We start from the raw sequence: 24,890 nt of genomic DNA on the forward strand, positions 1-24,890 counted from the left end.
AAATTGCCATTGAACTGTAGCTCGATATCGACATACACACGTGAGATATGCTCCGGATACGCAGTTGCATCAAAGACGACCTCGACGGTCGCTGGTTTGTTTGGTGGAAACGTGTTGACCTGCGTAACGAGACTTATATTCCCAAGCTTCCGTGCAACTCTTCGCAGAATCTCCTTGTTCGGCGACTTCCCATCTATCTGATTAGGAGTGGTTTTCTGAACGTGTGTCTGCAGAAGAATTCAATTGGTTGGACTGCAGCTGCTGGAAGAACTGAACCATATCCGAAATTTTCACCGTCTCCGTTTGTGCGCTTGGTGTGCCATGTCCGAGTGCCTCGACGAGCCTATCGACTTCTTCACACGCTGCGTTCCACTGTCGAAGATCATCCATCGTCTCATCGAGCCTCTCGTAGCCGTGCTCCTGCGGGACGACTTCATCAGGCGTTTCGGCCTCATAGGTCTCTTGGAACGACGAGATAGTGTCACTGAGTTCCGATAGTCGATCGTTTAGCTCCTCGATGGTGTACTCTCGTTGCAGGCGATCGATATTCCGCCATTCGAGGTACGAGTCGTTCCGACCATACGTCACCGGCTCATTGCCGAGCTTCTTCGCGACTCCCATCTCTCCAAGGAACTCCAGATATTTCCGTGCGGTATCTGGCGCCACTCCTGCTCGGTCTGCGATCTCGGAGACCCGAAGTGGATCGTTCAACTGGAGGAGCACTTCGTAGACCTTCTCGACAGTCGTCCGACCCTCGAGTTCGGTTTCCCACTCCGATGCTAAGTCCCGTGGAGAGTCACTCATGATACTCACTACTCTATTAGTCTACTAGACCAAAAAGATTTGTTAACTCACTACTATAGTCGTCATACTACGAACCATATATGGTCCTCTTAGGCATCAAGTAGCAGAACGATGATTAATATAATGTACTAACTCGGTCTCATTCGATGCCTTGTCTGTTGAGATTAATCAGCCAAGCATGAGTTTTTGCTGATCTCATGCTGCCCTCCAAGCAGGTTGCGAGTATTCATGCCGAAAACTAGACCGCAGGGATGCGCACTTAGTCAGCCGAGTTTGTCTGGGGAGTGGGAGCAACTGATGTCGATTCTGGAGAAATATCGACGGGGCCATTCACGAATAGTGCATGCCCGATGAGGAGGACGGAAACAGTTGCACCGACAGGAACTGCAGCTGTCATCGAAAGCCCAGCAGCACTGACTGCGCCGGTAACACCAATCAATGCGAGTGGGATCAAGCCGAGAATGAGATCATAATATTCTGTCACAATCTATTCTATTAAATGGGTCGTAGGTACATAAGAGTTCTGCATAGCTACTCTTGAGGTTCTCCATTATCACTATATAACCATTGAAAATAGAATCTATAACTTATAGAGTTCAGATGGTCATCTTTTGTTTCAAAATTGAGCAGTTGTCGGGACATGCAACCTGATACCAGCGACTGCGAATGTAAGTTACTACAATCTGCATTTGTGTTACCGGTACGCGTTTTATGCCTCCGTCCGATGGTCCAATTGCGCTCTCACACCTGGCCAGCGCAACTTCCCGACGCCATCATGCGGCGCTGACGGTCTGGCTGGTTGTGAGAGCCCTGCCAACGGCTTTCCTTACCTTTCTCCCAATGAGCGTTGGTGGCAACTGAGGTTTCGGAAAATACAATCGGAAAGGATTCGATCGGGCTGCTGACGACCGGTCCTACTGGACTTTTTGAGGCTCATCCCGTAGAGAACGTTCTGGAGAGAGACGTACTGATTCGCTCCAAACTGACGGTAACAGAATATCAGATCTGGCTTCAGAGTGGTAGCCAGCATGAACAGTACTCACTCTGATTTCCTCTATTGGTATATTTGGAAGCGGCCCTGGCTTGCCTAAGGGACTCTCGGTAGTCGTGATTACCTGCAATGATGCAAAGCAGCCACATCGAGTCTAGATGGGATGCGTATCGCCGAGCACTTCGACCGACGGATCAGGAAGTATTCGATCGCCTCCTTGAGTATGCGTACTTGCATACTGATCCTAGCACGGTTCACAAGCCATTGTTCGTCGAGACGCCAATTCTCATCTCGATGTTGCTTGAACAGCAACTGCAAATCGACGATTTGGAGGAGCGACTCGATCACATAGAGGACGATTTGAACGATCAGGGATGAGGCGATGGTGTACAAAATCGACTACGTCGACGGCGACGTGCTCAGATGGTCGGTGACTGGGATGTGGGTGAGTTGTGAGTTTGATGAGTTGTAAAATAAATATGCTGCTGATTTGGAAGTCGGAGTGATCACCACTAATGGGCCGAGTTTTCACTCGATGCTTCCATTGCTTGAATCTTGAGAATTAGGATATTGTTGGTATCGTCCTTGTTGTCGAGTTGGCCTTCGATAACTAAATCCGAGAGTGGTGTCGGTCCAACACGTACTGTATCACCGGTATGGAAATCAGTTAGCAATCCCTGAATATGGATTTCGGCACGACAGAGTTCTGGGTGATGAACACTACTCAAGGAAATCTTTTCGACGGTCGTGTCCTCTACGGAGTCACCGTTGCGGAAGAGTGGCACTTCAGCGGCCTCGTCGAGGGTTTGTATGTCCAGGGCGTTATACGCCGTTGCAGTTGGCTTGTATCCACCTTTTGGACCCGGAACACCTTCGACGAGTTGGAGTGCTTTCAGCGATTGCATCTGGTTGCGAATCGTCCCTGCATTCCGATCAACTTCGTCTGCAATGTCTTCGCCCTTAATTGTGCCTTCACTCTCACCATGGAGGTTGACAAGTGCAGTCAGGATCGTTTTCTGACTTGAGGTTAGCTCTATTGATGACATAGTATGGTGTCCAGGTTGCTGGAGGATAAACCCGTCCTTTCTACAAATTGCTTTCAGATATCATTTTTTTTGCTTCGGCTGTTTTCTACATACTTTGATCGAGTGGCATTTGTTCACTTCTTGTCTACGACAACTGGTGCCGAAATCGGCTTATCTTGGGGACGGGTGATCTATAGTATGTCTCAGGTTCAGTCTGTCCTATTTGATATGGATGGCGTCCTCGTCGATTCAGAATCGTTTTGGCAGCAGTTCTGGCGTAGCCAGATTTTTCCTCATACCAAAACTGGTAATCCTACTCTTGAAGACGTGAATGGTCGTAATTTCCGTGAGAGTCTCGAAGACCTTGCAGCCACCTATGGGCTTTCGGCTGCTCCCGGGCATTATGCACGACAGTTCGAACGAGCTGCCGAGACAGTGTATGGCGAACAAGTATCAATGACTCCTGGAATTCCAGAGTTCTTTGCGACGCTTCGTGACCGGGACGTTAACGTCGGAATCGTCTCGTCAGCACCAGCCGACTGGATCAAAACGGTTATCGAGCGCTTTGATTTGGCGCCAATCGATGTACTGGTGAGTGCTGAACATATCGATTTGCCTGGTAAGCCAGAACCCTTCATCTACGAGCATGCAGCTGCCGAGCTCGATGTCTCTCCCTCTACATGCCTTGTTATTGAAGACTCTGTCAATGGTGTTCGCGCCGCCGCCCAAGCAGGCAGCACTGTAATCCGGTTTTGCCATGGCGCTTCCGTTCAGGCGACTGACCACACTGACGTTGTTGCCAACTCACCAGCCGAGCTTCGGCGAACCATCTTCGACTTCCTTTCGTAGGACTATTTCAGCCTACGTCGTCAGTAACAACACCGTTGAATCTTATTTTATCGATGGATCTCTACATCAATCACTTGTCTTCGCAGTAGGGTGTGGAATCTAAAATACTCGGTTCGCGATGGCAAAACGTGGGTGAGTGGTGGGTGAATGGTCTCCTAATACCCACGCTTGTCGGGTCGTTTCTCTCCCAATCGCTTGTGAAATCACCACCCGACAATATTACTCACAATGTCCACTAAAATTAGTGTTTTGATCGGTGAGTTGTATGTTGTAGCGTAGCCTATTGTTCGATTTCGATAGAAAGCCAATCCCGTTTCCCATTCAAAGGGACTTCGGCTGGTTTTGGAGTCTCGTCGGTATTTTCGAGTCGTTGTGAGTACCGTATTCTTCTCGTCGTTTGCTCTGATGCTCGATTACTCATATTGGAATAAGCGTGAGTACGTCGGCCAGTGACTATCACAGACGTGACTTCAACCGTTACTCGTTCCTGGGGTTCCGTGTCGGGAACGATAATAATGTAGCCGCGTTCAACACTAGCGATTCCGTCCCCTTGTTCTCCTAGGTCGTTGATTTCAACACTCCGTCGCTCTCCTTCCTCGACGGCTGGTTCAAGCAAGCCGTCAGATTCGTCCGTGTTTGGGTCTGAGCTGTCTTCATCTGTTGACTGGGAGGTGAGTGAACCGCGAACCTTAATATCCCAACGCGGTCGGGAATCCTCGCCCTTCAGGGCGGGGGAGGATGTCAAAACGTAATTCCGGTTCCCGTGCTAGTCGTGGTTGTTGGGGGTGATGTGGTAGTTGTCGAGGATGGTGCTGTAGTGGTAGTTGTTGGCGATGATGTGGTAGTTGTCGTGTTACTCGTAGTTGGAGGTGATGTGGTAGTTGTCGAGGACGGTGTTGAAGTCGTAGTCGTTGGTGATGATGTGGTAGTCGTCGTGCTACTCGTAGTTGTTGAGGATAGTGTTGTAGTCGTAGTTGTTGAAGATGATGTTGTAGTTGTTGTACTAGTCGTCGGTGTCGATGGTGATGTTGTAGCAGAAGCTGTTGGTGATGATGTTGAAGTCGTCGTGCTACTCGTACTCGATTTTTCCGTCAACGTCGCATTCGATTTCGTGGGTGTCGTACTCGCTGGTGGCTGCGTTGTATTCTGCGACTTTTCCGAAGGTGAACTGTCACCGAAATCGCCGAATCCCGAGTTGAGAAACGCAAACCCAATACCCGAGATGAACAGCAGTATTCCGGCGACGATCAACAATTTTTGTATCGAATCGGATCTCATTGTGTTACCTTGTATTTTCGTTTGAAACGTTTCGGCCTGTGAACCACTTCGGTTTCTGCAAAGCGCGTCTTGGAGGCAGGGATATCTCTCCCTCAACGAAGCCGTTAGACCGAGCAGGGCGGGATAGTTTATCGGGCAAGAGCGATCAGTCCACCGACTACACAGAGAATTCCGATTATCGCGATAATCGGTGAGTTTATGTCTGGCAACAGACCGAACCCGCGGGCATTCGCTCGGTCCGCTTTTTGCGATGCTTTCGTGTTTGGTTCGGACATTGTAGTGTGTGTATTCGATGAGCTAGTCACAGTGGCCCCTGAATCAGTGGAGTGGTCGGTCGGCGCGCTATTGTTACCGGTATCGTCGGGATTCGGTTGCGTAGCCGTCGTTCTATTCGGACCTGAATAACACTCGTTGGAAGTGCTCGTCTTGGTGGCGGTGCAATTGCCCGTCTTCGTACCGTTGGTTGGCGCACAGTCGGTGGCCAATCCCGTTTCAAGAGCGCTGAGTGTCCCACCATCGATCCGTTCCAGGTTCTTCGACTGGGTCCCAAGCCGTTGTTCGTCCTTCGTGGCGGCGGTTGCGACACTAGGAGCGACACACACGATCAAGAGAAGTTGCAAGACGATAACGAGGGCAGACATCCGATGTCGCTGCAAGAGGGGGTGGCGATTTCGATCGCCGTCGTTCTCGAGGCGGATGAACCGAATTATTGCTGTAATTTTCATTTGACTGCATCCCCTCGAGGAATTGTTGTTTCCTCGCTCTCAGTCAGGATAGTATCGGTCTCCGTCCATACTCGTTCACGAGCTTCCGGGATTTCGACCGATCGAGATGGATAGCTCACCTTCCCGTCCGCTACAATCTCCGATAATGTGCTCCTGGTTATGATCGCTCCGCACGTTTTGTTCGGTTTCATCAGGCATCGTTCCCCGTATGATCCACCATTCAGCTTTCTCTCATTAGTGTTGTTGCCAAACGTAGAATTGCATAAATTATTTGCTTCCTCCACAAATAACACTCTAGTATATAAAATATCTACAAAACTAGATTGACAATCCGAACTCGCTTCCCGACCTACGGGATCCGCTAAACGACGGGACTGCGTGGCATTCGCCAACTCAGAGAACAGTAGCTAGGTATCTCTCATGTTCGCTTGTGAGCAGAAGCAACTGACACAGTCGTCAGAACCAATTCACGCATCACCGTCCTCTCTCCAACCGCAAACCAATCGCAAAACAAGACGCACTTCAGAGTAATCGATAGTTGCTTAGGTCAGTTTGTGTCGTAGTGTTTTGATTCGTGGTAGATTGGTACACCTCTCGGGATGGGTGTACTGACGGGGAGAGCTACGTTGTCATTGACGACGCTGTCATCTTCCGAAATGAGAAAAAACCTCGTTTGAGAATTGCCGGAGAATGTCCACCTGCTCGCGTTCGCGTTCAACGGCTGTAGAAAGACCCCACGTGATTATCCATACTGTGATCTTCTGTGGAACTGAACAACCATGGCTTCCATCCTCGTCTTACGGTACCGGTGAAGGACAAACCGTGAAGGTGGCTGACCGCATTGCCGACAGGCTCACCGGAACGGTCACGAGACGATGACGGTCGATGTGAAGGAGATCAGTCCCGATCTCGATATCGACGATGGGAGAGAAAGTCCATAGATTTTGACGTAAAAAATGGCTATGGATGTTCGGCGATGAGTATACGTATGGACCTCACGGAGACTGTCAAACATCGACTCGAAGTTCGTGAATTCGCTGATAAGCCCGTTTCAGACGACATCGAACGTGCTGTGCTAGAGGCTGCACGACTGGCTCCCTCAAGTCGAAACCGCCAGGACTGGCACTTTCTTCTGATCGATGGCGACACTCTCGACGATTTGGCTACGGTGAGCACCAGCGGGAAGTGGGTCGCGGATGCTGCCTTTGCTGTCGTTGTCCTCACTGACGATTACCCCTCCTCCGGCGTCGATGTCGGACGTGCAGTCAGCCACATGCAATTTGCAGCTTGGGATCACGGCGTCGGCTCTTGTATCTACACTGGCATTGAGGAGGAGGCCCTGAAGAGACAGTTTGGTATTCCACTTGAGCTCGTCAGCGGAGCTGTTGTCGGCTTTGGCTATCCCAAAGGGTCCGGGATGGGGACGAAACGACGGCGATCGATTGCAGAAGTCGTCTCGAAGAATCGGTTTGGAGAGTCGCTATAGGCTAGTCGATTTCGTCCTTGATCATACTGTCCTCAGGGAGTTGTTGGGTGGTGCGACAGCAGGTGTGGTGTCGCCGCTTGGGCAGAGAGAATCGGCTATCGACGAGAAGGTAGGACAGTATATCGAGTCAAGTTTGGCGTCATTCAGTTGAACCAGAGACAAATTTCTGCCATTTTTCAAGTTCTCCCCCGCGCATTTTCACGGGGTATTTCGAAATATCCCTGTTCTAGTACCCAGTACACGATCATTGGTTTCGGACCTATAATCTGAAAACTCGACGATCGGAACGTAAGATCATCGGGTTCCGCTCGCGATCGATGTTGCTGACCTGCTATGTCGATACTCCATTGCTGCTTGAATACTATTATCCCTTGATTGATTCTTTAACGATCTCGATGAACGTTCAGGACGATACTTATCATTGAATATTGTATGGACCGACCAACGATACTATTAGAGCGTATTGACTCCGATATTGCTCAAGTAGAAGACAAATACATAATCATGAACAATGAGCACGAGCGAGTTCTTCGACCATTCAAGGCACAACTTCAAACGCTTGCAGAGTCATTTGCTCCTTCTGATCGAGGTGCGTACTGCGTAGAGGGAAACCCACTTGAAGGTAGCCGAGAACAAAATGATCCTCTTGTGACTCATTTCGAAATCATTGTCGAAAATGCAAAAGACAATCTTCTAGTAGCTGACCTTGGGACGACAGAGACGAAACCGATACTCCGAGGTACGTTTCTAACTGCCTATTATGATGCCTGTGCACTACCAGAGGACTGTATTCGGTGTGAAAGGGCAGTATCAACAGATCACCAGTGTGGCCATCTCAAGGTTGGGACACCATGCCCATTCGACGAATGATTTCCCGGCAACTAACGTCGCGACCCCATTCACGTACTTCCCGAAAACAGCGATTTCCCCTGGTTCGCGATTTCAAGTTCAAGAGTTTGTTCGAATACCTCCGCTAGAGGAACTTCTCGTGTACGAAAGAATTTTCGATTGAGTCGATTAATCATCCTCAACCACAGACGCGGTAGCTGGTACTGGCTCTCCCCCTTCCGCTGTCACGTGTTTGGTGTTCTGTTGAGCATTGTATAAGTAGAAACACATTGCGTTCTAGAATTTGCGTCCGTCATTGGATGATGAGTGAGAGGGAGTAGAAATCTTGGCTAGGTGTATCCAAGCGCTTCGGCTGCTCCAAACAGCCGTTCGACGATGAGAATTGCAACCAACACGATAACAATGTTGACTGTCGAGACCGCTGCGATAACTGGACTCGCACCGAACTGCATTTGTGCAAAGATTCGCACTGGAATCGGTGTCATCCCTGCACCCTGCAGAAACACTGCAATCTGTAGATTCGAATAACTCACGACGAACGAGAAAATCGCAGCCGTAAGCAGGCCCGGGAGAAGTGAGGGGAAGGTAATCCGGATGAAGGTTTGAATCTCATCGGCACCGAGATTCATCGCCGCTTCTTCCGCACTTCGGTCGAAGTTATTCATCGCCGCTAGAATACTTCGGGTTGCATACGGTGTCGTATACACCGCTAACGCAAGTGATAGGCCGAGAAGGTTCCCCACAAGGCCAACGTGCTGGAGCGTGAGGAGGAGTGCCAGTCCAAGAATGATCTGTGGAATCATCAGTGGAAGGAACGTTGCCGCATCAAGCAAGTTCCGGAAGCGGAAATCGAACCGACCGATGGCATAAGCCGTTGCCGAACTGAGCAGGATGCCGATTATCGTCGCGAAAATGGAATACTGGATACTGACGACGAACGAGGACACCCACGTGTATCGAGAGAAAATCGCCTGATACCACTTTAACGTCACACCATTCGGCGGAAATGCGTAGAGGTCGGACGGGTTGAAACTGATGAGAATGGCGAACAGAACCGGCATCAGCAGATAGAGGAACACGACCGACAGCAACAGTGTATAGAGCATCTGTGAGAGCGTAACCCCACCGATGGATTTCGAGAGGTCGACCTTCCCGAGTAACTTTGCGGCACGGAACCGTCGTGAACGACCGATGTCGCTACTCATACCGCATCACCTCCCACCTGAATGTCTGCCACTTTAGTGTAGAGGTAGACGAGAACGAGCGAAACGGCCAGCAGGATAAACGACATCGCCGAAGCGAGTGGCCAGTTCAAATCCGTGGTCGCTGCGTCGTAGATGAACGGTGCGATCATCGGAACTTGTGGCATCCCGATGAACACCGCCGTCGAAAACGTCCCCATCGTCAGGACGAACGAGATGAGCGTCGCGCCGATAACGCCCGGAAGGGAGAGCGGAAGCGTGACGTAGAGGAACGTCTGTAGTTGGTTCCCCCCCAGGTTGAACGCCGCCTCGATGAGCTCTCGGTCGATGGTATAGAGGACGCTCATCAGGATGAGAATCGCGAAGGGCATGAGTACAGACGAAATCGCGAGAATAACTCCTGGTTTTGTGTTCAAGAGTGTATATTGAACGCCGAAAACACCGAGCAATTGATTGATGATTCCGCTCGAGCCCATGAGCGCGAACCATCCAAACGCCCGAACGACATTGCCGACGAGCATTGGCGCGATGACCAGAAGGACGAGGGCCTTCGAATAGCGCCAGTTGGAGAACACGATGAAGTAGGCAATCGGATAGCTCACGATGATGGTAAAGAGCGTTGAGACGACGCTTATCTCCACGGTGACGAATAACGCTCGTCGATAGAGTTCGGAGGAAAAGAACTTGACGTAGTTGTCGAACGTGAATCCTGGAACCATCGTCGCTACGGGATTATTGTGGTAGAAGCTTACCACGAATAAGTACAGGATGGGGAGAAAGAACAGGAGTAGCATGTAGACGAGGTATGGTCCAGCGAGCAGATAACCCGCATACGATTCGTTCTTGTGACGTTGGATAAACGATCGGAGTCGTTCGTGGACGAGGGGAACTCGTTGTGTATCGAAATTCCAGCGGGATCCGGTACCCGTTCCGTCGCTCATGAAGCTCCTCCCGGGATAACGAACGGCGATTCACGATCGAAAGACAGATCGATTGCTTCACCCGCTGAATGCGGATTGCCCCCGTCTAAATTTTGCTGTGCGACGTGCAGGCGGCGGTCCGTTCCGACTTCTACGAAGTATTCGATTCGAGATCCGAGGTACGTCGCCTCGACGACGGTTCCAGTGAGGGAGTTTTTCCCATTACTGCCAGACGAGGATTGTATTTTAAACCTCTCCGGTCGAAACAAGAGGGTGACTGGTTGTCCAGCTTTCATGGCGACATCACTGGTCTGTTGGCCCAAGTGGACCTGATCCCCTGTTTCAAGCGAGACGGCGTACCCATCCGGATTTACGGTTTCGATCGTTCCGTTGATCAAATTCGCGTTCCCGATAAAATCGGCGACGAACTCGTCGTTCGGCGATTGGTAGACCTCCTCCGGTGTTCCTATCTGGTGGATTTCCCCCTCGTTCATTACGACCATGCGGTCGGATATTGTCAACGCCTCCTCCTGGTTGTGCGTGACGTAGACCATCGACACGTCCAGTTCCCGATGCAATCTGAGTATCTCGAGTTGCATCTCCTCACGCAATTTCTTGTCGAGATTAGACAGCGGTTCGTCCAGCAACAGGACGGACGGCTCGATAACCAATGCACGAGCTAACGCCACTCGTTGCTGCTGACCGCCAGATAGTTCGCTCGGGTACCGGCTGCCGAGCCCCTCAAGGCGGACCATGGCAAGCACGTCTCGAACACGCTGGTCGATTTCGTTCGCCGGACGGCCCTGCATCTCGAGCCCGAATGCAACGTTGTCGGCAACCGTCATATGGGGAAATAAAGCGTACTGTTGGAAAACCATCCCCGTATCTCGATTGTAAGGTGGTGTACCAGTAACGGGTTGCCCGTCAATCTCAATGGATCCGTCTGTCGCTTTCTCAAAGCCTGCAATCATCCGTAACGTCGTCGTCTTCCCACAACCGGACGGGCCGAGGAGCGTCAATAGTTCGCCGTCCCGTATCGAGAGATCGATTTCTTTGACAGCGGTTACTTCTCGGAACTGTTTCGTCACACCGGACAAGGTAACGACTGATCGGTTCATGGTCATCCGTGCTTATTGATGATTTTGTTCGCGCGTTCACGCCAACTCGAACGATTCTGTGCGATCCAGTCGAAATCGGGCACGTTCAGTTTTTTGAGATCCTCGGATTTGACAAGTTTCTCCGAGACGGAATCCGGATATTTTGCCTTTGGGTTCGGATTCGTGTAGTACATCTCCTTGGCTACGACTTTCGCAGCTTGATTTCGGAGCGTGAAGTCGATGAATTTCCCCGCCCATTTGGCCTTGTCATCCGAGATATTCTTTGGAATCGCGTTGCCGAAGTTGGTCGTCATAGCGCCGCTTTTCGGGATGATGCTAGTGACGGGTTTGCCCTCGCTTTCCCACTGTGCCGCCCGTGCCGACCAGTACCGACCGAGAACGATCTTCTCCTGACTGAACATCTTCCCGTATTCCTCGCTGGAGGTGATATATTCGGGGTCCATGTTCTTGACGACGTTTTCATACATCTCGAAAGCCTTGTCGACGTTCTTGAACGATTTTCCTCCGGTCTTCGCCAATGAAAACGCGAGAACGTCGTGAGTTGGGTCCTCTGTGAACAACCCAACTTTCCCTTTGTACTGTGGGTCCAGATAGGCGTCCCAAGTAGTTGGTTTCGATTTCACCTTTTTCGGGTTGTAGAGAAGACCACTTGCGGCGAAAATCTGCATCACCCAGTCGTCTCCCTTGAAGTTGTCCGGGATTTTGTCCAGCATCGGAACGGTATCCGAATCCAACTTCCGCCAGAGACCTGCGTTCGACCCTCGAACAAGTCCCGACCCGTCTTGTTGGGAGACGTCGACTGGTGGGTTCTTCTTCTGTGCGATTATCTTGTTCAGACGATCTGTGTTGTCGCCCAAAACATACTCGGCGTTGATTCCTGTCTCTTTTTTGTATGGTTTGACGACGGCTTTTATCATTAGGTCTTGCCAGGTTCCTCCCCATGTACCTAGCCGGATAGCCTTGGGTTTGCCTCCACCGCCGCCGTTTCCGAGGCACCCTGCCATACTTGCTCCGCCGATGGTAACACCGAATGCACCGGCTCTCCGTAGATATTCGCGCCGGAGTATGCTTTGTTTGTCCATACCATAGAGTAGGTCCAGACAGGTATATATAAACCCAGGTAAAACGGATATTATTTCCTCATCCTCTTCTTATGCCGATACTATTTTGGATAAAATTCTATTACTCTAATGCTTATTCGTGTTACAAATATATAGGAAAATTTCATTATCTTCTCCCTCCGATTTCATGAGGAATGCAAACACTTCACATTCCTAAAGATGAATATGCCGAACGGCAAACCGAGATTCTCGACCGGGCGAACGCTGATGGATACGATGGCATTCTCCTTTTCGGGGCGCTCAACATCCACTATCTAAGTGGAATGTACCACCTTCCGACGGAACGCCCCTGTGTATTGGGGATTTCGGACGAGGGGAGCGAAATCGTCGTTCCGCGGTTAGAACAAGAACACGCCGAAAGACCCGACTTCCACATCGATGGTGTGACCGTCTACTTCGATTATCCACAGGGAAAGCCCATGGAACGAGTCGCCGAGATGTGTGAATCGTTGGGTATCGCGAATGGAACGGTCGCTGTCGACAGTGACGGAAGTCCCGGACGAAACGGCTACACCGGCCCATCGATTTCCACGCTCCTCAGTGGTGATATCGGCGTTGAGGATTACGTCACGGAGATGCGGGAGGTGAAGAGTGGAAATGAACTCGACCTCATCAGAGAGGCGAGCGTCTGGGCCAACCTTGGTCATCGTATCCTACAGGAGAAAATCGAAATCGGACGGCGACCTGTGGTCATCAGTTCGGAAGTCGAGGCGGAGGGGACGAAAATGATGCTCGATACACTCGGGAGTCGATACGAGATGAAAAACTGGTCTAGTCCGATGCAATGTAAGTTCACGACGGGCGATGTGACGAGTCAACCGCACAGTGTGGACCAAACGACTCCCATTGAGGAGGGTGACAACATCGTCACCATCGTCAAGCCGAATGTCGGTGGCTATACTACCGAACTCGAACGGACGCTGTTCGTCGGGGAGCCGAGTGTCGAACAGCAGGAGTACTTCGAAATCATGCGTGAGTCGCAGGAAATCGCAATCGATACCATCGCTCCCGGCGTCGAATATGCGGCTGTCGAGGATGCCGTGGTAAGCTATTTTGAAGAACAGGGAGTCGCCGACCAAACACAGCATCACATCGGACACAACATCGGTATGCAGGGCCACGAACGCCCATTCCTCGATGTGGAGTACGAGGGGAAGATCCAAACCGGGGAACTGTACACGGTCGAACCCGGTTTCTATATCGACGGTGTCGGTGGGTTCCGCCACTCGGACACGGTCGTCGTAACTGAAAACGGCGTCGAGCGGTTCACTTACTACCCGCGTGACATCGACAGCTTGACCATTACCAATGCGTGAGCAAATTCCAGATCCGGAGTCGCGGTTTATCGACGACGACCGCCTCGACCGGATACGAGAGACGATCTCGGAGCTCGATGTTGACGGAATGATGGCCTTCTCTCCGTCGAATTCGTACTACCTCTCGGGAACTTTCGCTGGAATGTACTCCCGTCCCGTCGCAGCGCTCGTGACTGATGAATCGAGCGTCTTCATCGGACCGTTCCTCGAACGACGGAAAGCAAAACGAACTGCATGGGTAGATCGACTTCTGGTCTACGAGGACGCTGACGATCCCTTCGAGATTATCGCAGCAGCAATCTCCGAAACAGGAGCCAAATCGATTGGGATCGATAGCGGAATTGCACGTCCGGATTGGATCGATGCAGTCGCTGTTCGCTCTCCTTGTTCCTTTATCGATCTTACCGAACAGTTTCAGCAACTCAGGGCTGTGAAAACTGACTGGGAGCTCGATATGATTCGGCGGGCTAGCGATCTCGCGGGTGCCGGGATGGAAGCGTACCTTTCTACTATCAGTGCTGGTACGCCGGAACTCCGCGTAGTCGATGCTATCCAAGACGCCTACTACGAGACGTACCTTGACTTACATCCGGGATACGACATCGGTACTGCAAACGAACTTGGACAATATGGGTTTGCAAGTGTCCTTACCGGCGATCATGCTCTCGAACCGCACAGTATCTCATCAGCACGACCAATCGAGGATGGAGAAAGCGTCGTCGGAATCGCGCTGCCCTCGATACAGGGCTACGTTTGTGAGGAGGAACGAACCGTTCTAGTTGGTGATGTCCCTGGCACAGTCGAAACGGCGATGGAGACTCTCGTGACCGTCCGAGAAGACGCCATCAAACAGATCGGTCCAGGTGAGTCCGTTGCCGACATCGATTCGACGGCGGCAGATTCTCTCCGAAGTGCAGGATATGGCTCGAATATCATTCATCGCACTGGTCACGGGGAGGGAATTACAATTCACGAAGGGCCAGCACTCAACGCCCGTGATTCAGGAACACTGCAACCGGGAATGGTGATTAGTATCGAACCCGGACTCTACTTCGAAAACGATGGAATAGCACTCCGACACTCAGATACGTTCATTATCACTGAAACCGGTACCGAACGACTCACTCATTCAGAGGCAGACGTGATTCGACGTGCCTGAATTCGATATTCTTTGTCACGGCGATCTTTGGGATCCGGTGCACGGGCGACGGAACGACCGGTGGTTAGCGATTCAGGGCGGACGTATCATCAGTGAGTCTGAAGAACACCCTGGAGAGGCACGAGATACCGTGACCGCGACTCTGTTTACACCCGGGCTCATCGACATGCATGTGCATCTCGTCTGGGATGGAACTGATGATCCGGTTGCGACACTCACCGATGAAACGGAGAGTGAGACGACCATTCGAGCGATCGAGAACGCCCGAAAACAGCTCGAAGGCGGTGTGACAACGGTGAGAGATCTCGGCAGCACGGACGACATTGCCATCGCAGTAGGTCGGGCAATTCGCACTGGACGCGTTCCCGGACCTCGAACCATTGCCAGTGGTCGAACGATAATCATCTCCGATGGTCATGATCCGTTTTGGGGAATCGAGAGCGACGGCATCGATGCATGCCGGCGGGCCGTTCGAAAACTTCGTGGCGCAGGCGCTGACGTAATCAAGGTAAGTGCGACTGGTGGCGTATATGGACAAGCCATCGGTGAAGATCCAGGCGCCGCTGAACTTTCACGTGCGGAACTGACTGCGATTGTCGAGGAGGCAAACCGATTCGATCTCCCTGTTGCGACTCACGCTGTCGGAACTGACGGCATCCGCAATGCAGTGGTGGCAGGCGTTGATACGATCGAACACGGTAATCTCATGGACGACGAGACGCTCGCACAATTGGAGGACGAGGACATCGCGTACGACCCCACCCTGTTTGTCTATCAAGAGATTGCATCCGGCTCTGCTCCGGAGTACGCCCGTACGAATGCTTTACGAGTAGTCGATCAGCATACGGAGGTCGTCAAAAAGGCCAGTAGGGAAAATGTACGACTTCTCGCAGGCAGTGATGCTGGCTCTCCAAACACTCCACATCCCAGCTTGCATCGAGAGCTACAATCTCTCGTCGAAAACGGATTGAGTGAGGAAGCTGCCTTGACGGCTGCGACGCACACCGCAGCGGAGGAATTAGGCCGATCCAGTCTCGGAACGCTCGACCCCGAAACCCCCGCAGACGTCATCGGATTCGACGACGATCCATTCGTAGATATCGAGGGAACCAGTTCTCCGAGCATCATCGTCAAAGACGGAGCGCTGTACTAACTGTTTCTCACAATCGAACGAGCTCACGAGTCGTCTGCGTCAATGTTTCGGCCCCTTCGTCCGTGAGAACGACATCGTCTTCGATTCGGACACCACCGAGGTCCTCGATATATATTCCCGGTTCGACCGTGATCACGTTCCCGACTGAGAGCGTTGATTCGTTCCCTTCGACCAGATAGGGTGGCTCATGGCCTTCCAGGCCGAGGCCATGACCGGCACGATGAACAAAGTACTCACCGTACCCTGCGTCTTCGATGATTGTGCGTGCAGCTCGATCGATTTCTTGATACGGTACTCCCGGCGCGACAGCCTCACGAGCGGCACGAGCAGCTCGTCGAACCGTCTCGTAGATCGTTTCGAGTTCCGCATCGACGTCTCCGACTGCGACTGTCCGTGTGATGTCCGAGTGGTATCCTTCGAGGACGACGCCGACGTCGATCATTACGAGATCTCCACTTGTTACTTTGCGTGTTCCCGTCGTGGTATGTGGGAGCGCGGTTCGCTCCCCAACAGTCACGATTCCACCACCGAATTCGTCCGTTTCGCTATCGAGGACTCGCTTTCGAAATTCCCGTTCGATATCTGCTTCGGAATCTCCTGGCTCGATCTGCTCGATACACTCTGTGAGCAGACGGTCGGTAATTCGTCCAGCAGTTCGCAACTTCTCGATTTCGCTGCTATCTTTTTCCTCCCGAAGTCGCGAAATCGCGGGTCCGATATCGTGCACGTTCTCCCATGGATAACTGTCGGCGAGAAGTTGATACTCTAATAACCGTGTCCCACGGAAATCGAGTCCGATTGATGTCTGTTTGGCCAGTTCACTTTGGAGTTTTCGAAGTGCTTTCCGTGCTGCATCTATTGGATCGACTGAATCTTCGTATGTGACGATCTGTACGTCGGACCCGAGTGTCGCTCGTGCACGGCCAGTTTCTAAGCGCGGAAGCAGCAAAACTGGTGGGTCGGATCTACGTAAAAACACAAGGGTCGGACGTTCGCTTTTGTGCATCGAGAGTCCAGTCAGATAGTACAACGATTTACTTGGGGCTAAAATCGCCGTGTCTACGTTCTGTGGGAGCTGCTCGAACAACGAATCCTGTCGCTGAAGATGGCGCTCATTCATGATTAAAAATAAGGGTCCTGCTGTTAGTATCTACGGAAATAGGCAACGAACGCGACCAAACTGCCATGTTGTGATTCGTTGATTTCCAACTCGATATTAGGGAACAGTTCACCAAGGCATTGCTCTACTGTGACTTATGCTGGAACTACTACTGGGCGCTAGTCACAACGTGAATTTAAGCTAGTTCCCTCTTGGAGGAACTTCTTTCTGGCGAGGTTGCTTCTCTGACGATTGGTTCTCTGTATCAACAATGTACACACCGATCGCCAAGAGTAGCCCTCCGCCGATGGTTTCGATACCAACGCTCTCATGAAGAAATACTGCCCCAAGTAGAATTCCGACAACTGGTTGTGCAAAAAAGAACACAGCGACTGTACTTGCATCTGCGTACTCCATTCCCTTATACCAGCAATACCACGCCGCTGCCGTGCTTAGTAGCCCAAGGTACAGGAGCACACCGACGATTGGGAGCGTCATCGGAATTGAATTCAACGCAGTTGGGTTCACGTACAGTTCCACTGGAACCAGCATACCAAACAGAGGAACTGAGAGGACTGTTGAATATGTTACCGTCTCGAGTGCGGAATAGCGCTCAATGAGCGGTTTCCCAAACACGGAGAACGCAGCGAAACAAAACGCTGAGGATAATAATAATCCGACTCCAAAGAGGTTTCCACTGGTAAGGGTGCTCAAGTCGTACTGTCCCACTATAACAACGAGTGTCCCAATCAGCGCAAGACCGATCCCGGCCACTTTTTCACGGGTAAGCTGCTCACCGAGCACCTCCCTCCCGAGAAATATCATAAATACTGGGGTCAATACGGTCAGTAACGATCCCTGACTCGCATTTGTGAGATCCGTTCCAACGAATTGCGTTGTGAGTGCCGCCGTAAGCCAAATTGCGAGTGTAGTGAACCGCCACCATTCCCGGCGAGAGAATGTTCTGGGTGGCGTCGTTATCCGTACGATAAGATAGAGTGTCCCAGCACCGAGTCCGATTCGTAAGAATGCAAGGGTGAGTGGAGGAATTTTTTGGAATCCCCATTTACTGACGACGTACATACCGCCCCAGAGTACTGCTGCAAGGAGTGGCGCAGCTGCTAATACTCGGTCGCGATCCATTTACTGGTTGTGTGTCAGCCGTGCCTAAGAGTCCCCAGGTTCGTAGTCTATTTTTCCTTCACTAAGCTATTCTGTGAACAGCTAAGAGTTGTACTGAATTCGTTCGTGTATTTACCCACCTTAAGATGACGTCGGTACTCGCAACGATTGGTCAAAAGTGGACGATGGAGTGGGTTTGAGAAGAGACCGAAATTTCGTATGGTCCAGGACATCGCGATACAGTCGGAGAATGGGTTGTCCATGCAAATCACCTTGAGGGGTTCTGCGAACTCCCGTGAGTACGATGCTATAATCAGCATCCTCCGTTTCCTCCCGCGTTGGCTTCGTGTGCTCGCATCCATCCGGCTACGTCAGGATGTGCGAACCTGATCTCGATGTGATGGCCACCGAGACCCATGCCATCGTCGATCGACAAAGTTCGAGATTCCTTGTCGGTCACGCCGGGAACGCGTTCGGCCATCTCATCCATTACCCGATAACCGTCGTTTGTGTACGCACAGCCGTAGTGTGATTCAACCTCTCGATAGCCAATCGTGCGACCATCACATCGTTCGTCTTGGCGACGTTCTTCGCGTGCTCGAGGACGTCGAGATACTTGTCCTCGACTTGCTGGCTCTCAGCTCGCTTTTCGCGGAAGTTCACGAGTTCGGTATTCTGTTCCGAACGCTGGACCGTCTCGAAGAGCTGGCGCTCTGTACTCGCGGTTTAGTCGGAATTCGATTGTAGCAGTTTGATCCCACGTTCGACGATCGCGTCGGTGATGAAGAGACTCGTTTCCGATTGAGGGGCTCGCATAAGCAACGCAGCATCATCGCTGGGTACGACACCTCGATGATGCGCAAGTGCGATCACGCCAATCGAACCATGGACTTCGATATTCTGGTCCTGAGCGAACTCTCGTGCTGCCAGGTCGTCGGTGAGAAAGACGATGTTGTCTCGTTCGAGAGCTACCGCCAGTGCTGCTCGTTCGCCTGCGTCCAGTTCAGCACCGCTCTCGACTGGTTGTGCAACCTCGATCCGTTCCCACTCACAATCTGAAAGCTCAGGTGGAACTCCTCCTTCTTCGAGTTCTGCATACACAGTTTCCGGAATCAGTAGTTCATTGATTGCCGTCAGCAAATAGAAGGCGTCGATTTCTGCAAGATGAATCAGTGGGCCTGTATCTGCGACCGCAACGATCGTCACGCGTTTAGACCCCAGTCGACATCCTCTTCAACGGCTGCTGCTTCGCGATCGGATCGCTGAACATTTTCGAGTCCAACTAATTCGATCGTCTTTTCGCGAGATAGCTTGCCATCCACGTATTTCCCGAGGACGACGTTTTCCCACAGATCTGCGATTCCGAGTTCGAGGGCTTGCTCGAAAACCTCCGACTCAGGAACTCCTCGTGCGTCAGCGATTTCACGGGCACGATCGGAGATTTCAGTTGCCATAGTAGAGAATATGGGTCGCGTCACGTAAGCACCATCGTCATTCCCGACTCGCCGGGGCGATCTCGGTTGACTCAACCACGTATTCCCGACCACAGACGCAGTGGCCGGATTATCGTCTGTGTTTTGCTTCGAAACCTCACCTGGAAGCTCGAAAAGATAGATCTCGTTGCGTAATCTTGTACACCAACGGTCGTTGGTTAGTATTTGCTACTAACGTAGAACTGTAGTTACTCGTTCTCAAGAGCTGCGTAGATGTCGGCGTGGCGGCGTCCGTCGAGTTTCCCCATCTCAAGGGCAATTTTCTGCCGCTCCTCATCGCTCTCTGCCGACTGATATCGTTCGTATAGTCGGCGGACTTCTTCATCAACCGTCCCTGAGGAATCGGTACTAGACGCCATTTCTGTTGTGAACATACTCTCTGTCCCTTTATCAGTTGCGACGAGCACACGCTCGAAAGTAGATGACTGCAGTCTCGGTATCAACTGCGGCTTCGTCAGTCGCAAACCGATGTAGTAACGCACGAATTTCGTCGCCACTTAGCGAAGGAGGTTTCATGGTCATGTGTTCTCGTCCACGAGCCACTGACACCGTCGTCAGAACCAACTCACACCCCACTGCCTCCACTCCAACCGCAAATCAACCGCAAAACAAGACGTACTTCACAGTAGACGATAGTTGCTTGCAGTGGTTCGTGTCGTGGTATTTTGATTCGTGTTAGATGTATGTCTCTCTCGAGATGGGTGTCCTGACGGGGAGGCCTACGTGGTCACTGACGACGCTGTCATTTCTGTGGTGGTCTGGGTGGACGAGAACGGCCGGTGTTGCTTGAGCATCCAGCCGTGTTTGTCGTGCTGGAAGAACGTGAGCCGTCCCTGCGATAGCTGTTCGATACGACGGCAAGCGCGGTACACCTGCTTCCAAGCGAGATGCTCGTCGGTTGCTGTGGAGAGGAGCGACTTGAGGTTGTCACTCGTCTTGAGGAGATTTCCTTGCGGTGTCTTGGTTGACCACTCTTCCCAGTGTTCGAAAACGGTTACAGCGCGTCTGTCGCTGGCAGAGACGTGATCATCGAGTGCATCTTCTCCAATCAGCGAAAGCCGCTCGAGTGGGGTCCAATCGTCTGTGGGTGTACTCTGTTCGTCACTGTGGTTGCTGTTCGCGGCGTCAATGTTGTCTTCGAGGTTCGCGATGTCATCGTTGACACTCTCGGTTCCCATCCCAAGGGCATCCATCCGTTTTTCCTGCGTGTTTTGTTCGGCTTCGAGTTCATCCACTTGCTGCTCGAGGTCGTCGATTCGCTCGTCTTTCTCGGCGACTTCCGCTTTGAGTTCGGTGATAGAGTCAGCGAGCGTCTGAACGTGTTCGGCGAGGTCGCTGACTGAGACATCCTCAGCGGCACAAATGGACACAGCGGAAGTGGTGGTGTTACTCATTGGCGGGCACCTCCACTGTGGCTGCAGTGTCCTCTGTTGGCGTCGAGATCCGCGGCAGGCGAGCGATTGTGGTAACCGACCGATACAACGGATAGTCGTGTCAGTGGCGGTGTTGGTGTACTCGAGAACAGTCATGGCAGAATCGGGCTGACTAGTGCAGTGGAAGGTGGTTTGCTGTGCATAGGTAATCGATGAAGGGCTTGCCCGGGGGGTTGTCATCGAAGACGCCGTAGACTACTGGTCGGGAGAGGATGAAACGCAATTGAGGTCAAAAACCGTACTACTGTCCGGTAAGATTACCACGTTGGGGGAAATGACTGGGGGCATCGAGTGTCGCCAGCGGAGTTCGCCGTTGTATATCAACGATGCGCAGAAAGCGTTGATTCGAGCGGTCGATGAGTATCGTGATCCAGAAGCAGTCTGTGAGGAACTGCGGTCGTGGGTTGATCGGCTTGAGCGTAGGGCGGTTGATCCGAATGAATTGGTGACTACGGTTGGCAGCTCACAATGTTGTCAACGATCTCGGCAAGCTTTCCCTTAATACGTTCACATAATATCCTAGATTTCATTTAGGAATGCATGAGCGACGATCCTACTGATAGTTCATTCGCTACTGACTCACTACATGCAGGCCAAGATCCTGATCCTGTGACTGGGGCACGAGCGCCACCACTCTATCAGACCACTTCATACGTTTTTGAAGACGCGGACGATGCAGCAACCCAGTTTGCGCTCGAGAAGCCGGGCTATATCTATTCCCGGTTAATGAATCCAACTCTTGAAACACTCCAAGACCGGCTTGCCGCTCTTGAAGGCGGTGTCGGGGGCGTTGCTACTGCATCTGGGATGGCTGCGTTGAACCTTGCAACGTTCTTGCTGACTGAAGCTGGCGATAATATCGTCACTGCCTCCTCATTATATGGAGGCACCTACACGTACTTCACCCATTCAATCGAACGCCGAGGTGTCACAGCCAAATTCGTTGACACACTCGACTATCAGGAATACGACGAAGCCATCGACGACAATACTGCCTACGTCCATCTTGAGACGATCGGGAATCCAGCCCTCGATACACCTGATATCCAGCAGATTGCCGACATCGCTCACGACCACGGCGTTCCCTTGCTCGTCGATAATACCTTTGCGACACCCTACCTCTGTCGTCCACTCGAACATGGCGCGGATCTGGTCTGGAACTCGACCACAAAATGGCTTCACGGCTCCGGTACTACCATTGGTGGCGTGATTGTTGATGGTGGCTCGTTCCCTTGGAGCGATTACCCAGAGAAATATAGTGAGATTGCTCAAGATAACCCTGCATATCATGGTGTCAACTTCGCGGAAACATTTGGAGATGAGGCGTTCACATACGCTGCGATTGCCCGCGGACTCCGTGATCTTGGAAACCAGCAAGCGCCCTTCGACGCTTGGCAAACCCTACAGGGACTCGAAACGCTTTCCCTTCGGATGGACCGTCACTGCGAGAATGCAATGGCAGTAGCCGAATATCTCCAAGACCATGAGGAGGTTGCGTGGGTGAACTACCCCGGTCTTTCGTCCCACAAAACCCACGATACGGCTACCGAATACCTCGAAGGCGGCTATGGTGGCATGATCACTTTCGGTCTCGCGGATGGATACGACGCTGCGCGAAAAACCGTTGAATCGACAGAGCTAGCAAGCTTGCTCGCTAATGTCGGTGATGCAAAGACACTCATCATTCATCCAGCTAGTACAACCCATCAACAGCTTACAGACGCTGAACAGGCTGCTTCCGGCGTCACTGATGATCTTGTTCGCCTTTCTGTGGGTATTGAAGATCCTGGACAGATCATTGCTGATCTTGAGAACGCTATTGACGCCGCCACATAGACGGCTCTTGTCGTTTCGATACGAGTGTCCGGACGTTCACGAATGCCGCGGACTGCTGTCGGCTGTGCGCGCAGTTCTGTACCTACATTCAAAACGAAGAACTCTATGGGTCGCTCAATCGACTAGACTGTTGCACACGACAGCGAATAGAGACGGGCCAGCCGTCGAATAGCAACTGAGCAACCGGGAAGAAACCATCGATGACACGTTCGGGATAATCTTCGGCTTTCGCCATACAATACATGTTCATGGGTTGCGTAATGAAGCTCTCGAGCGGCAATTGATCTATTCTCGTCTCTCGAGGCCTAGATTACAATGTTATAATAGAGGGAGATCGCAAATTCGACCCTTTCCATTTCGCAGAAAACGATGCACTCCACCGTAATCAACCGATTACTACCACAATGTGTCACCGGTAGTGCGGTGTGACTCTCGTGTGGTGGTGTGGTTTGAGAGGGGGTTCGTCGAACCCTCGTAATTACAACGCTCTAATCAGCGACCTCTGTTCGCTATGTCCGCGTTGGCTTCGTGTGCTCGCATCCACACTCGGCAAGGTCGGAGTGGGCGAACATGATCTCGATATGATGCCCACCGATACCCATCGCGTCATCTACCAATAACGTTCGAGATTCCTTGTCGGTCACGCCAGGAACGCGCTCGGCCATCTCCTCCATGACCCGATAGCCATCGTTCGTCTACGCACAGCCGTAGGGGGTCGCGACTTCGCGATAGCCCAACCGTGCGACCATCACGTCGTTCGTCTTGGCAACGATCTTCGCATGTTCAAGGACATCGAGATACTTGTCCTCGACTTGCTGACTCTCGGTACGCTTCTCGCGAAAGTTGACGAGTTCAGTATTCTGTTCTGGTAATGGGCCGTCTCGAATACTCTTGAAGCATCATCGTGAGTCCATCACGATTGGTACTCGTTCGGATCTATATTGAAAATCAAATTCCCATTTTTGAACCCACGGACACGACTATCTCCCTCACTCAAAACAATCGCAACAGCGTCTGTTTCATCTGTAATCGCAGCTGCTGCGTTATGTCGTGTCCCGAGTCCTTTTGGAATGTCGAGATTCTCAATTGATGGTTCCAGATACTGATACGCACTCACAATCTTTCCTGCGTCAGAAATAACAAATGCACCGTCGAGTCGTGAAAATTCCTTCAACATTACACTGACAACCCGGTCGCCAGCATATACGTGAGACTGGTCAAAAGGATTGTAGGAGAGTGAGCGAGACGACTTCATTACAGTGCCTGCATCACCGATTGCAAATAGAGCTCCAACCGGCTTCCCTTTCTGTCCACTTTTCCCTAATTCAATCGCTAACTCAAGTATGGCTTTGATTTCTGGTTGTTTTGCTCGCGAGTGATAAAAGAAATCATAGAGCTTGCTTGTTTCGCTTCGGGCAGCGTCGATCCGTGTAAATGAATCAATACTATCGCTAAAGAGCTGTGCGGCACAAATCACCGTTTCGTCGTCAGTAATATATTTGTGATTTAGTGCACCCGTTAGTCCAAAACGAAAGAGTTCAGATGTATCTTCAAATTCTATAGGCAGCCCAATAAACTGCTCTTCGTCAAAACTGTTTTCTATAGCCACAACGATGACATTAACGCTGCTTTTCCATTTGTTATATTGTACCTTAGTAGGATTAAACAACAGAGTAGTGTCAACATTTCCTATGATTTCCTTGTACAGATCTTGTAACTGGTCCATTGTGGGATAGTGTCGGTGTGTAATTTGTGCTTGTTCCCTTAGATACCTCTGCCTGTCAATTTCTTGTCTAATAGTTCCCAAAGCTAGTACTCATCCCTATTGGGTAGTCTCCGATACTGAAAAATCTCTCTCAGATTTCAGTTTATTATCACTATCGTTAACATCGAAGAGTCGCCTGACTCTTT

The 24,890-nt window shown here is 51.4% G+C and carries 23 protein-coding genes and 1 pseudogene; 9 read left to right on the top strand and 15 right to left on the bottom strand.

From position 1 onward, the window contains the following. Positions 1-201: 201 nt before the first annotated feature. Entirely contained in the window at positions 202-804 is a 603-nt protein-coding gene (locus NKF25_RS14640; RefSeq protein WP_253227392.1) for an ArsR family transcriptional regulator, read from the bottom strand. A gap of 259 nt (positions 805-1,063) precedes the next feature. Continuing rightward, positions 1,064-1,288: a hypothetical protein gene (locus NKF25_RS24480; RefSeq protein ID WP_253227393.1), complete on the bottom strand. Its 225-nt coding sequence runs from the start codon at positions 1,286-1,288 to the stop codon at positions 1,064-1,066. Positions 1,289-2,026: 738 nt separating this feature from the next. Here NKF25_RS24480 and NKF25_RS14650 point away from each other — a divergent pair. Next, positions 2,027-2,173: a hypothetical protein gene (locus NKF25_RS14650; RefSeq protein WP_253227394.1), complete on the top strand. Its 147-nt coding sequence runs from the start codon at positions 2,027-2,029 to the stop codon at positions 2,171-2,173. 134 nt (positions 2,174-2,307) lie between these two features. On the opposite strand, the gene NKF25_RS14655 is transcribed toward NKF25_RS14650, so the two are convergent. Then, positions 2,308-2,841, bottom strand: a complete 534-nt coding sequence (locus tag NKF25_RS14655; protein WP_253227395.1) for an HTH domain-containing protein — start codon at positions 2,839-2,841, stop codon at positions 2,308-2,310. Positions 2,842-3,018: 177 nt separating this feature from the next. On the opposite strand from NKF25_RS14655, the gene NKF25_RS14660 reads away from it, so the two are divergent. After that, positions 3,019-3,669 (top strand): HAD family phosphatase, encoded by a 651-nt coding sequence (locus tag NKF25_RS14660; protein WP_253227396.1) that lies wholly within the window; start codon positions 3,019-3,021, stop codon positions 3,667-3,669. A 457-nt stretch (positions 3,670-4,126) separates the two neighbouring features. On the opposite strand, the pseudogene NKF25_RS14665 reads toward NKF25_RS14660, so the two are convergent. Continuing rightward, a pseudogene (locus NKF25_RS14665) lies at positions 4,127-4,414 on the bottom strand (TRAM domain-containing protein); the annotation flags it as partial. 45 nt (positions 4,415-4,459) lie between these two features. Between NKF25_RS14665 and NKF25_RS14670 the strand changes: the two are divergent. The 3 genes from NKF25_RS14670 (at position 4,460) to NKF25_RS14680 (ending at position 8,028) form a co-directional block, all read left to right on the top strand. Continuing rightward, positions 4,460-4,972 (top strand): hypothetical protein, encoded by a 513-nt coding sequence (locus NKF25_RS14670; RefSeq protein ID WP_253227397.1) that lies wholly within the window; start codon positions 4,460-4,462, stop codon positions 4,970-4,972. Between the two features lie 1,688 nt (positions 4,973-6,660). Next, the gene (locus NKF25_RS14675; protein ID WP_253227398.1) at positions 6,661-7,158 is read left to right on the top strand and encodes a nitroreductase family protein; all 498 of its coding nucleotides are present in this window, start codon (positions 6,661-6,663) and stop codon (positions 7,156-7,158) included. A gap of 432 nt (positions 7,159-7,590) precedes the next feature. Continuing rightward, positions 7,591-8,028, top strand: coding sequence for a hypothetical protein (locus NKF25_RS14680; RefSeq protein WP_253227399.1), 438 nt, complete (start codon positions 7,591-7,593; stop codon positions 8,026-8,028). Positions 8,029-8,336: 308 nt separating this feature from the next. On the opposite strand, the gene NKF25_RS14685 is transcribed toward NKF25_RS14680, so the two are convergent. The 4 genes from NKF25_RS14685 to NKF25_RS14700 all read right to left on the bottom strand — a co-directional run bounded on the left by NKF25_RS14685 (position 8,337) and on the right by NKF25_RS14700 (position 12,329). Further along, the gene (locus NKF25_RS14685) at positions 8,337-9,113 is read right to left on the bottom strand and encodes an ABC transporter permease (protein WP_253227400.1); all 777 of its coding nucleotides are present in this window, start codon (positions 9,111-9,113) and stop codon (positions 8,337-8,339) included. Positions 9,114-9,208: 95 nt separating this feature from the next. After that, positions 9,209-10,150 carry an ABC transporter permease gene (locus NKF25_RS14690; RefSeq protein ID WP_253227401.1) on the bottom strand — a complete coding sequence of 314 codons (942 nt, stop codon included), beginning with the start codon at positions 10,148-10,150 and terminating at the stop codon, positions 9,209-9,211. After that, positions 10,147-11,217, bottom strand: coding sequence for a polyamine ABC transporter ATP-binding protein (locus NKF25_RS14695; RefSeq protein WP_253227402.1), 1,071 nt, complete (start codon positions 11,215-11,217; stop codon positions 10,147-10,149). Before NKF25_RS14695 ends, NKF25_RS14690 begins: the two co-directional genes overlap by 4 nt. 32 nt (positions 11,218-11,249) lie before the next feature. After that, positions 11,250-12,329: an extracellular solute-binding protein gene (locus tag NKF25_RS14700; RefSeq protein ID WP_253227403.1), complete on the bottom strand. Its 1,080-nt coding sequence runs from the start codon at positions 12,327-12,329 to the stop codon at positions 11,250-11,252. A gap of 173 nt (positions 12,330-12,502) precedes the next feature. Here NKF25_RS14700 and NKF25_RS14705 point away from each other — a divergent pair, with 173 nt between their 5' ends. The 3 genes from NKF25_RS14705 to NKF25_RS14715 are packed head-to-tail and all read left to right on the top strand — an operon-like array spanning position 12,503 to position 15,996. Further along, positions 12,503-13,684: a Xaa-Pro peptidase family protein gene (locus NKF25_RS14705; RefSeq protein ID WP_253227404.1), complete on the top strand. Its 1,182-nt coding sequence runs from the start codon at positions 12,503-12,505 to the stop codon at positions 13,682-13,684. Then, positions 13,677-14,843, top strand: coding sequence for a Xaa-Pro peptidase family protein (locus tag NKF25_RS14710; RefSeq protein ID WP_253227405.1), 1,167 nt, complete (start codon positions 13,677-13,679; stop codon positions 14,841-14,843). Before NKF25_RS14705 ends, NKF25_RS14710 begins: the two co-directional genes overlap by 8 nt. Further along, positions 14,836-15,996 (top strand): amidohydrolase family protein, encoded by a 1,161-nt coding sequence (locus NKF25_RS14715; protein ID WP_253227406.1) that lies wholly within the window; start codon positions 14,836-14,838, stop codon positions 15,994-15,996. Before NKF25_RS14710 ends, NKF25_RS14715 begins: the two co-directional genes overlap by 8 nt. Positions 15,997-16,003: 7 nt before the next feature. On the opposite strand, the gene NKF25_RS24245 is transcribed toward NKF25_RS14715, so the two are convergent. The 6 genes from NKF25_RS24245 to NKF25_RS14745 all read right to left on the bottom strand — a co-directional run bounded on the left by NKF25_RS24245 (position 16,004) and on the right by NKF25_RS14745 (position 21,104). Then, complete coding sequence (locus NKF25_RS24245; RefSeq protein ID WP_256490537.1) at positions 16,004-17,116, bottom strand: Xaa-Pro peptidase family protein; 1,113 nt, start codon at positions 17,114-17,116, stop codon at positions 16,004-16,006. 180 nt (positions 17,117-17,296) lie between these two features. Continuing rightward, positions 17,297-18,238, bottom strand: coding sequence for a DMT family transporter (locus NKF25_RS14725; protein ID WP_256490538.1), 942 nt, complete (start codon positions 18,236-18,238; stop codon positions 17,297-17,299). A gap of 705 nt (positions 18,239-18,943) precedes the next feature. After that, on the bottom strand, positions 18,944-19,423 hold the full coding sequence (locus NKF25_RS14730) for a nucleic acid-binding protein (RefSeq protein WP_253227408.1): 480 nt from the start codon (positions 19,421-19,423) through the stop codon (positions 18,944-18,946). Continuing rightward, positions 19,420-19,671, bottom strand: a complete 252-nt coding sequence (locus NKF25_RS14735; RefSeq protein ID WP_253227409.1) for a hypothetical protein — start codon at positions 19,669-19,671, stop codon at positions 19,420-19,422. The genes NKF25_RS14730 and NKF25_RS14735 overlap by 4 nt, the downstream gene beginning before the upstream one ends. A gap of 227 nt (positions 19,672-19,898) precedes the next feature. Further along, positions 19,899-20,084, bottom strand: coding sequence for a hypothetical protein (locus tag NKF25_RS14740; RefSeq protein WP_253227410.1), 186 nt, complete (start codon positions 20,082-20,084; stop codon positions 19,899-19,901). 345 nt (positions 20,085-20,429) lie between these two features. Next, positions 20,430-21,104: a hypothetical protein gene (locus NKF25_RS14745; protein WP_253227411.1), complete on the bottom strand. Its 675-nt coding sequence runs from the start codon at positions 21,102-21,104 to the stop codon at positions 20,430-20,432. Positions 21,105-21,683: 579 nt separating this feature from the next. Between NKF25_RS14745 and NKF25_RS14750 the strand changes: the two genes are divergently transcribed. After that, positions 21,684-22,979 carry an O-acetylhomoserine aminocarboxypropyltransferase/cysteine synthase family protein gene (locus tag NKF25_RS14750; protein ID WP_253227412.1) on the top strand — a complete coding sequence of 432 codons (1,296 nt, stop codon included), beginning with the start codon at positions 21,684-21,686 and terminating at the stop codon, positions 22,977-22,979. 913 nt (positions 22,980-23,892) lie between these two features. Here the strand turns inward: NKF25_RS14750 and NKF25_RS14755 are convergent. After that, entirely contained in the window at positions 23,893-24,705 is an 813-nt protein-coding gene (locus NKF25_RS14755; RefSeq protein WP_253227413.1) for a diadenylate cyclase domain-containing protein, read from the bottom strand. Between the last annotated feature and the right edge of the window lie 185 nt (positions 24,706-24,890).

Origin of the sequence: Haladaptatus sp. AB643, assembly GCF_024136975.1 — an archaeon.
Classification (GTDB): Archaea; Halobacteriota; Halobacteria; order Halobacteriales; family Haladaptataceae; genus Haladaptatus.

What these genes read in the sequence shown, in the direction of transcription:
- NKF25_RS14745 (WP_253227411.1), bottom strand. Translation starts at nt 21,104, where the DNA reads ATGAGTAACACCACCACTTCCGCTGTGTCCATTTGTGCCGCTGAGGAT.
- NKF25_RS14705 (WP_253227404.1), top strand. Translation starts at nt 12,503, where the DNA reads ATGCAAACACTTCACATTCCTAAAGATGAATATGCCGAACGGCAAACC.
- NKF25_RS14735 (WP_253227409.1), bottom strand. Translation starts at nt 19,671, where the DNA reads ATGGCAACTGAAATCTCCGATCGTGCCCGTGAAATCGCTGACGCACGA.
- NKF25_RS14640 (WP_253227392.1), bottom strand. Translation starts at nt 804, where the DNA reads ATGAGTGACTCTCCACGGGACTTAGCATCGGAGTGGGAAACCGAACTC.
- NKF25_RS14660 (WP_253227396.1), top strand. Translation starts at nt 3,019, where the DNA reads ATGTCTCAGGTTCAGTCTGTCCTATTTGATATGGATGGCGTCCTCGTC.
- NKF25_RS14700 (WP_253227403.1), bottom strand. Translation starts at nt 12,329, where the DNA reads ATGGACAAACAAAGCATACTCCGGCGCGAATATCTACGGAGAGCCGGT.
- NKF25_RS14740 (WP_253227410.1), bottom strand. Translation starts at nt 20,084, where the DNA reads ATGTTCACAACAGAAATGGCGTCTAGTACCGATTCCTCAGGGACGGTT.
- NKF25_RS14710 (WP_253227405.1), top strand. Translation starts at nt 13,677, where the DNA reads ATGCGTGAGCAAATTCCAGATCCGGAGTCGCGGTTTATCGACGACGAC.
- NKF25_RS14685 (WP_253227400.1), bottom strand. Translation starts at nt 9,113, where the DNA reads ATGCTCTATACACTGTTGCTGTCGGTCGTGTTCCTCTATCTGCTGATG.
- NKF25_RS14725 (WP_256490538.1), bottom strand. Translation starts at nt 18,238, where the DNA reads ATGGATCGCGACCGAGTATTAGCAGCTGCGCCACTCCTTGCAGCAGTA.
- NKF25_RS24245 (WP_256490537.1), bottom strand. Translation starts at nt 17,116, where the DNA reads ATGAATGAGCGCCATCTTCAGCGACAGGATTCGTTGTTCGAGCAGCTC.
- NKF25_RS14675 (WP_253227398.1), top strand. Translation starts at nt 6,661, where the DNA reads ATGGACCTCACGGAGACTGTCAAACATCGACTCGAAGTTCGTGAATTC.
- NKF25_RS14690 (WP_253227401.1), bottom strand. Translation starts at nt 10,150, where the DNA reads ATGAGCGACGGAACGGGTACCGGATCCCGCTGGAATTTCGATACACAA.
- NKF25_RS14755 (WP_253227413.1), bottom strand. Translation starts at nt 24,705, where the DNA reads ATGGACCAGTTACAAGATCTGTACAAGGAAATCATAGGAAATGTTGAC.
- NKF25_RS14680 (WP_253227399.1), top strand. Translation starts at nt 7,591, where the DNA reads ATGGACCGACCAACGATACTATTAGAGCGTATTGACTCCGATATTGCT.
- NKF25_RS14750 (WP_253227412.1), top strand. Translation starts at nt 21,684, where the DNA reads ATGAGCGACGATCCTACTGATAGTTCATTCGCTACTGACTCACTACAT.
- NKF25_RS14655 (WP_253227395.1), bottom strand. Translation starts at nt 2,841, where the DNA reads ATGTCATCAATAGAGCTAACCTCAAGTCAGAAAACGATCCTGACTGCA.